The sequence below is a fragment of the Paracoccus sigandri genome, from assembly GCF_003709565.1.
GTDB lineage: Bacteria > Pseudomonadota > Alphaproteobacteria > Rhodobacterales > Rhodobacteraceae > Paracoccus > Paracoccus siganidrum.
Genome location: NZ_QNRC01000013.1, coordinates 122,997 through 130,112 on the forward strand (window position 1 = coordinate 122,997; position 7,116 = coordinate 130,112).

Genomic DNA, 7,116 nt, shown 5'->3' on the forward strand with positions numbered 1-7,116 from the left:
GAAGAAAATGACCGACAGGAGAGGTACATGCAGAGACTGGGACCCACCGGACATCTGGACAGCTTCGCCCGCGACAGCCTGCCGCCGCCCCAGCTGTGGCCGCAGCTGGACCTGTCCGGCTTCGACTATCCCGACTGGCTGAATGCCGGGGTGGAACTGACCGACCACATGGTCGAACGCGGCTTCGGCGACCGCACGGCGCTGGTGGGCAACGGCCGGGCGAGAACCTACAAGGAGCTGACCGACTGGACCAACCGGCTGGCCCATGCGCTGGTCAGCGACTATGGGGTGAAGCCCGGCAACCGGGTGCTGATCCGCTCGGCCAACAATCCCGCCATGGTGGCCTGCTGGCTGGCCGCGACCAAGGCCGGCGCGGTGGTGGTCAACACCATGCCGATGCTGCGCACCAAGGAACTGGGCCAGATCATCGACAAGGCGCAGGTCAGCCATGCGCTATGCGACACCCGGCTGATGGACGAGCTGGTGGCGGCCGCCAAGGGCTCGCAGACGCTGGAGACGGTGGTGGGCTTCGACGGCACCGCCAATCACGACGCCGAACTGGACCGCGCCGCGCTGACCAAGCCGGTGAAGTTCGACGCCGCGCGCACCGGCCGCGACGACGTGGCACTGCTGGGCTTCACCAGCGGCAGCACCGGCGTGCCGAAGGCCACGATGCATTTCCACCGCGACCTGCTGATCATCGCCGACGGCTATGCCAAGGAGGTGCTGGGGGTGACGCCCGAGGATGTCTTCATGGGCAGCCCGCCTCTGGCCTTCACCTTCGGGCTGGGCGGGCTGGCGGTGTTTCCGCTGCGCTTCGGGGCCTCGGCCGTGCTGCTGGAGAACGCCTCGCCGCCGAACATGGTCGAGATCATCCAGAAGCACCGCGCCACCATCTGCCTGACCACGCCCACCGCCTATCGCGTCATGCTGCGGGCGATGGACGAGGGGGCGGACCTGTCCAGCCTGCGCGCCGCCGTCAGCGCGGGCGAGACCCTGCCCGCCCCGGTCTGGCAGGAATGGCACGACAAGACCGGCAAGCCGATCCTGGACGGCATCGGCGCGACCGAGATGCTGCACATCTTCATCACCAACCGCTTCGACGACAGCCATCCGGGCTGCACCGGCCGCCCCGTCGGCGGCTATCGCGCGAAGATCGTGGACGAGCAGGGCCGCGAGCTGCCGCAGGGAGAGCTGGGCCGGCTGGCGGTGATCGGGCCGACCGGCTGCCGCTATCTGGACGATGCGCGGCAGGCCGATTACGTCCGGGACGGCTGGAACCTGACCGGCGACACTTTCTGGCAGGACGAGGACGGCCGCTTCCATTTCGCCGCGCGGTCGGACGACATCATCCTGTCCTCGGGCTACAACATCGCCGGGCCCGACGTCGAGGCCGCGCTGCTGGCCCATCCCGACGTGCTGGAATGCGCGGTGGTCGGCCTGCCCGACCCCGAGCGCGGCGAGATCGTCCAGGCCCATGTCGTGCTGGCCGAGGGCGTCGCCCCCGACCAGGGCACGGTCGAGCGGCTGCAGCGCCACGTCAAGGACGTGATCGCGCCCTACAAGTATCCCCGCAGCGTGGTCTTCCGCAGCGCCCTGCCCAAGACCGAATCCGGCAAGATCCAGCGTTTCAGGTTGAAGCAATGACCTATGATCCCGCCAGCGAAGGCGCCCGCATGTCCTTCACGGGCCGGATGTCCTATGGCGACTATCTGGACCTGGACCGGATCCTGCGCGCCCAGCATCCGCTGTCGCAGGCCCATGACGAGATGCTGTTCATCATCCAGCACCAGACCAGCGAGCTGTGGATGAAGCTGGCCCTGCACGAGATGGATGCGGCGCGCGAGGCGATCGGCGCGGGCCGGCTGCAGCCCGCCTTCAAGATGCTGACGCGGGTGGCGCGGATCATGGAGCAGCTGAACAGCGCCTGGGACGTGCTGCGCACCATGACCCCCAGCGAATATACCGAGTTCCGCGAAAGCCTGGGCGAAAGCAGCGGCTTCCAGTCCTACCAGTACCGGATGATCGAATTCGTCGCGGGCAACCGCAACATGGCGATGATCCGCCCGCACGAGCACCGCCCCGAGATCGCCGAGGCGCTTCTGGCCGAGGCGGCGCGGCCCTCGCTCTATGACACCGTCATCGCGCGCCTGCGGGCGTCGGGCTTCCAGATCGCGCCGCGCGAGCGGCTGGACGAGCCGCACCGCCCCGATCCCGCTGCCCGCGCGGCATGGGCCGAGATCTATCGCGACCCCCAGCGCCATTGGGAGCTTTACGAACTGGCCGAGAAGCTGGTCGATTTCGAGGACTATTTCCGCCGCTGGCGCTTCAACCATGTCACCACGGTCAAGCGGATCATCGGCTTCAAGCGCGGCTCGGGCGGGACCTCGGGCGTCAGCTACCTGCGCCGGATGCTGGACGTGGTGCTGTTTCCCGACCTGTGGGAGCTGCGGACCGAGCTTTAGCCCCGGCCCCCTAACCCCAGCCCCCTAACCCCAACCCTCGGGGCGGGCGTAATAGCCATAGCCCGCGGCCTCGTGGAAGCCCATCCGGTCATAGAGCGCGCGGGCGCTGACATTCGCGCGGCTGACCGCAAGGCCAAGGCGGTCCGCGCCCCGCTCGCCGGCCCAGAAGGCGGCCTGGCGCAGCATCCAGCCGGCCACGCCGCGGCGGCGCAGGGCGGGGACCGTCTCGATCGCATGGACCATCGCGACGGGGCCGTGGAGGGCGACGAAGGCGGCGCCCGCGGCGCGGTCGTCCATGCGGCCCAGGATGGCGGTGCGCGGGCCCGCGACATGTTCCATCACCGCCTGCCGGGCGGGACCGATATTGCCCGCCTCCCAGATCTCGCGCTGGATGGCCAGGGGCGGCCAGATGGCGAAGGCGGTCACCGGCGGAACCGGGCGGTCGGTCAGCAGCCCGACCGGGGCGGCCATGATGACGGTCGGCGTCTCGCGCACGAAGGCCCGCGCATCCAGCGCGGCGGCCAGCAATTCGTCGTCGTCCATCACCCCGAACATCGGCCGCTGGCCCCAGCGTTCATGCACCGCCACCGCCTCGTCGATATCGGCGTCGCGCCAGGCGCCGACCGCCCAGGCGGAACTGACCCGCCCGCCCGCGCCCAGCCCGCAGCCGACCCGGAAGCCGCCCGCATCGGCATATTCCGCCGCGGGCCAGGTCGCCTGGAAGGCCTCGCGCAGGGCGGCGTCGATCACAGGCCCAGCCTCTTCTTCAGCTCGGCCATGGCCGCGCCGACCCGGCCCGCATCCAGGCCGCGCACGACCAGGTTGGTGCCCCAGCCGCGTTCGTCGTGATAGGGGTAGGAGCCGAGCGACAGGTCCGGGAATTCCAGGGCGAGGACGCCCAGCTCGTCGGCCACTTCGCTTTCGCCGCGCCGGACCTCGACGGTCTGCGACTGCACCGGGCGCCCGCCCGCCAGGCGCGGGATCAGCCAGTCGACCATGCCGCGAAACACCTCGGGCACGCCGGCCATGACATGGGTATTGCCGATCGAGAAGCCGGGCGCGGCCGAGACCGCATTGTCCAGAAGCCGCGCCCCCACCGGCACGCGCGCCATGCGCAGCCGGTTCGGCGTCAGCTCGGTCCCCATCCGCTCGCAACGGGCCTGCAGCAGGGCGCGGGCCTCCTCGTTGATCTCGACCGTGGTGCCATGGGCCGCGGCCACCGCGTCGGCGGTGATGTCGTCATGCGTCGGCCCGATCCCGCCGCTGGTGAACAGAAGGTCATAGGCGCCGCCGAGGCTGCGATCCAGCGCCCGGATCGCCGCGACGATCTGGTCGTGGTCGTCGGCCACCACGCGGATCTCGCGCAGATCGAAGCCGGTGGCGTTCAGCACCTGCGCCAGGTGATGGGCATTGCCCTCGCGCGTGCGGCCCGAAAGGATCTCGTCGCCGATCACCAGGATCGCGGCTGTCGGATTGTCAGATTGCATGGCCCCTGCCCCCGCTTCTACACTTTGGTTTCTATGCCCGTTCGCGGGACTGGAACAAGTGCCCGCTGGCGTCTATCTATGCGCCAAGCGAAAGGACCTGCGATGGACGACAGCCGCATCACCCGTGAAGGGATCCGAATCCATGCCCCCGAGGATTTCGCGGGCATGCGCAAGGCCGGCCGCCTGGCCGCGCAGATCCTGGACGAGGTCGGCCCGATGGTCGAGCCGGGCGTCACCACCGGCGCGCTGGACGACTTCATCCGCAGCCGTGTCGAGGAGCTGGGCGCGGCCTCGGCCACGATCGGCTATCGCGGCTATCAGCATGCCAGCTGCATCAGCGTGAACCATGTCGTCTGCCACGGGATTCCCGGCGACAAGCTGCTGCAGAACGGCGACATCCTGAATATCGACGTGACGGTGATCGTCGATGGCTGGTTCGGCGATACCAGCCGCATGTATGTCGCGGGCAAGGCGCCGATCAAGGCGCAGCGGCTGATCCAGGTGACCCATGACGCGCTGATGAAGGGGATCGAGGCGGTCCGCCCCGGCGCCACCTTCGGCGATATCGGCGCCGCGATCCAGGCTCATGCGGAAGGCAAGCGCATGTCGGTGGTGCGCGACTTCTGCGGCCACGGCCTGGGCCGGGTGTTCCACGCGCCGCCGAACGTGCTGCATTTCGGCCGGCCCGGCAAGGGCCCGGTGATCGAGGAAGGCATGTTCTTCACCATCGAGCCGATGATCAACCTGGGCCGGCCCGAGACCAAGGTGCTGGCCGACGACTGGACGGCGGTGACGCGCGACAAGTCGCTGTCGGCGCAGTTCGAGCATTCCATCGGCGTCACCGCCGACGGCTGCGAGATCTTCACGCCCTCGGAGCGGTTCTTTCCCGAACTGGGCTAGGTCGTCAGGCGGGGCCGTCGGGCGGGATTGCGTCCCGCGACGGCCGGGGGCGCTTCGCCCCCCGGACCCCCCGAGGATATTTTCGCCAAGATGAAAGCGGCGGCGCGAAGCAGGGGGCGCGTTTCAGGCGCGGCCGGAGGCGGAGGAGAGAAGCGAGGGGTCGATGCCCTGGGCGCGCAGGGCAAGGTGCCATTTCATGTCGTGGTCGTCGCCGAAGATCAGCTCCTCGGCCCCCTCGCCGGTCAGCCAGCCGTTGTCGAGCATTTCCTGTTCCAGCTGGCCCGGACCCCAGCCGGCATAGCCGAGCGCCAGGACCGCCGATTCGGGGCCGTCGCCATGGGCGAGATCTTCCAGGATGTCGCGGGTCGTGGTCATCGCCAGCGCCCGGCCGATGCGCAGCCGGCCCTCGGGATCGTTGCCATGTTCGGGCACGTTGTGCAGCACGAAGCCGCGCCCCGGCTCGACCGGGCCGCCGAAGCGCACCTCGATCGGGCGGGCGGCATCGTCGGCCTCGATCCCCAGCTGTTCCAGAAGCGTGCCGAAATCGATCTCGGGCAGGGGGCGGTTCAGGACCAGGCCCATCGCGCCCTCGTCCGAATGGGCGCAGACCAGCACCACCGAGCGCGCGAAACGCGGGTCGGCCATGCCGGGCATGGCGATCAGGATCTTTCCGGTCAGGTTCTCGGCGTCGCGGCTCATCTGCTCTCCTTTCCCCTCAAGATCGGCGCTTGGCCCCCGATCTGCAAGACCTGCGCGCATTTGTGACTTCATCGCGACGGGAACTGTCGCTAAACCCGTCGCATGAACCGGATTTTCCTGATCGCGCTTGTTGCCCTGGCCGCCACGCCCGTCATGGCCGAGCCGCTGCCGCCCGGCCTGGCCGGCGCGCGGCTGCTGCCGGGCTGGACGGATGGCAATGGCGACCGCGTCGCCGCGCTGGAGCTGGAGCTGGAACCCGGCTGGAAGACCTATTGGCGCAGCCCCGGCGACAGCGGGCTGCCGCCGGAATTCGACTGGTCGGGGTCCGAGAACCTGGCGGGTGTCACCTTCCACTGGCCCGCGCCCGAGGCGATCCTGTCGGGCGGCGATGTCAGCCTGGGCTTCCACGACCGGCTGGTCCTGCCCTTCACCGCCCATGCCGCCCGGCCCGGCACGCCGGTCGAGCTGGCGGCAGAGATCGACCTGGGCCTGTGCGAGCGGATCTGCGTGCCCGCCCGGCTGGCGCTGACCGCCGCAGCGCCGGCGGACCGCCCCGACCCGCGGATCGAGGCCGCGCTGGCCCAGGGACCGCGGCAATCGGCGGATCGCCCCGCCTGCCGGATCGTCGCGATCGAGGACGGGATGCAGGTCAGCATGCGGACCGGCCCGATGCCGGCCAAGGCCGCCGCGATCGAGCTGGACCGGAGGCCGGAGGTCTGGGTCTCGGGCGTGGAGATCGACGAAACGGACGCGGGACTGGCGCTGACCGCCGACCTGGTGCCGCCCGAGGGCAAGCCCTTCGATCTGCGACCGGGCAGCCTGCGGCTGACGCTGATCGGACCGGACGGCGCCGTGGAAATGCGGGGCTGCGACCCCGAGGGCTAGGGCTTCGGGTCGTCCAGCCGCGCGGCGATGGACAGAAGGTCGGCCCAGGCCTCGCGCTTGGCGGCGGGGTTGCGCAGCAGATAGGCGGGATGGATCATCGGCAGGGCGGGACGGCCGAAGGCCTCGGTCCAGTTGCCGCGCAGGCGCAGGATGCCGCGCCGGCCGATCGCCGCCTGGCAGGGGATATTGCCCATCAGCACGATCAGGTCGGGCGCGGCCAGTTCGATATGGCGGCGCAGGAAGGGCAGCGACATGGCGATCTCGTGCGGCTCGGGGTCGCGATTGCCGGGCGGGCGCCAGGTCAGCACGTTGATGATGTAGAACGCCCCTTCGGCGTCGACCGCGTCGCGCGCCAGCCCGATGGCGCCGAACATCCGGTCCAGAAGCTGCCCGGCGCGGCCGACGAAGGGGCGGCCCTGGCGGTCTTCCTCGTCACCCGGCGCCTCGCCCAGGATCAGCAGCCGCGCGCCGGGATTGCCGTCCGAGAAGCAGAAGTTCCGCGCGCCCTTCTTCAGCTCGATCCCGTCGAAGCCCTCCTGCGCCGCCGCCAGCGCGGCAAGCGTCTCGGCGCCGGCCGCCAGCGTTTCGGCCTCGGCCACGCGGGCGGCCAGGTCGTCGCCCGGCGCGGCAGCCAGCGCGGCGGGGGCCTGCGGCGCGGGGGCGGCGGGCGGCGGCGTCGT

Annotated in this window: 8 protein-coding genes; 4 read left to right on the forward strand and 4 right to left on the reverse strand. The window is 70.3% G+C overall.

The features are described from left to right. Positions 1-27: 27 nt before the first annotated feature. Positions 28-1,647 carry an AMP-binding protein gene (locus tag C9E82_RS13640; protein ID WP_119898271.1) on the forward strand — a complete coding sequence of 540 codons (1,620 nt, stop codon included), beginning with the start codon at positions 28-30 and terminating at the stop codon, positions 1,645-1,647. Then, on the forward strand, positions 1,644-2,465 hold the full coding sequence (gene kynA / locus C9E82_RS13645; RefSeq protein ID WP_119898270.1) for a tryptophan 2,3-dioxygenase: 822 nt from the start codon (positions 1,644-1,646) through the stop codon (positions 2,463-2,465). Before C9E82_RS13640 ends, kynA begins: the two co-directional genes overlap by 4 nt. Positions 2,466-2,489: 24 nt before the next feature. On the opposite strand, the gene C9E82_RS13650 is transcribed toward kynA, so the two are convergent. Beyond that, complete coding sequence (locus C9E82_RS13650) at positions 2,490-3,215, reverse strand: GNAT family N-acetyltransferase (protein WP_122449304.1); 726 nt, start codon at positions 3,213-3,215, stop codon at positions 2,490-2,492. Then, on the reverse strand, positions 3,212-3,952 hold the full coding sequence (locus C9E82_RS13655) for a competence/damage-inducible protein A (protein ID WP_119901156.1): 741 nt from the start codon (positions 3,950-3,952) through the stop codon (positions 3,212-3,214). The genes C9E82_RS13650 and C9E82_RS13655 overlap by 4 nt, the downstream gene beginning before the upstream one ends. A 102-nt stretch (positions 3,953-4,054) precedes the next feature. Here C9E82_RS13655 and map point away from each other — a divergent pair, with 102 nt between their 5' ends. Further along, positions 4,055-4,852, forward strand: a complete 798-nt coding sequence (map, locus tag C9E82_RS13660) for a type I methionyl aminopeptidase (RefSeq protein WP_119901157.1) — start codon at positions 4,055-4,057, stop codon at positions 4,850-4,852. 123 nt (positions 4,853-4,975) lie between these two features. Here the strand turns inward: map and C9E82_RS13665 are convergent, their stop codons facing one another. Further along, positions 4,976-5,551, reverse strand: a complete 576-nt coding sequence (locus C9E82_RS13665; protein ID WP_119901158.1) for a YqgE/AlgH family protein — start codon at positions 5,549-5,551, stop codon at positions 4,976-4,978. A gap of 102 nt (positions 5,552-5,653) precedes the next feature. Here C9E82_RS13665 and C9E82_RS13670 point away from each other — a divergent pair, with 102 nt between their 5' ends. Next, on the forward strand, positions 5,654-6,436 hold the full coding sequence (locus C9E82_RS13670) for a protein-disulfide reductase DsbD domain-containing protein (protein WP_240643718.1): 783 nt from the start codon (positions 5,654-5,656) through the stop codon (positions 6,434-6,436). Here C9E82_RS13670 and C9E82_RS13675 read toward each other — a convergent pair. Beyond that, a partial coding sequence (locus C9E82_RS13675) for a uracil-DNA glycosylase (protein ID WP_147482369.1) occupies positions 6,433-7,116 on the reverse strand: 684 nt, incomplete at its 5' end. The genes C9E82_RS13670 and C9E82_RS13675 overlap by 4 nt on opposite strands.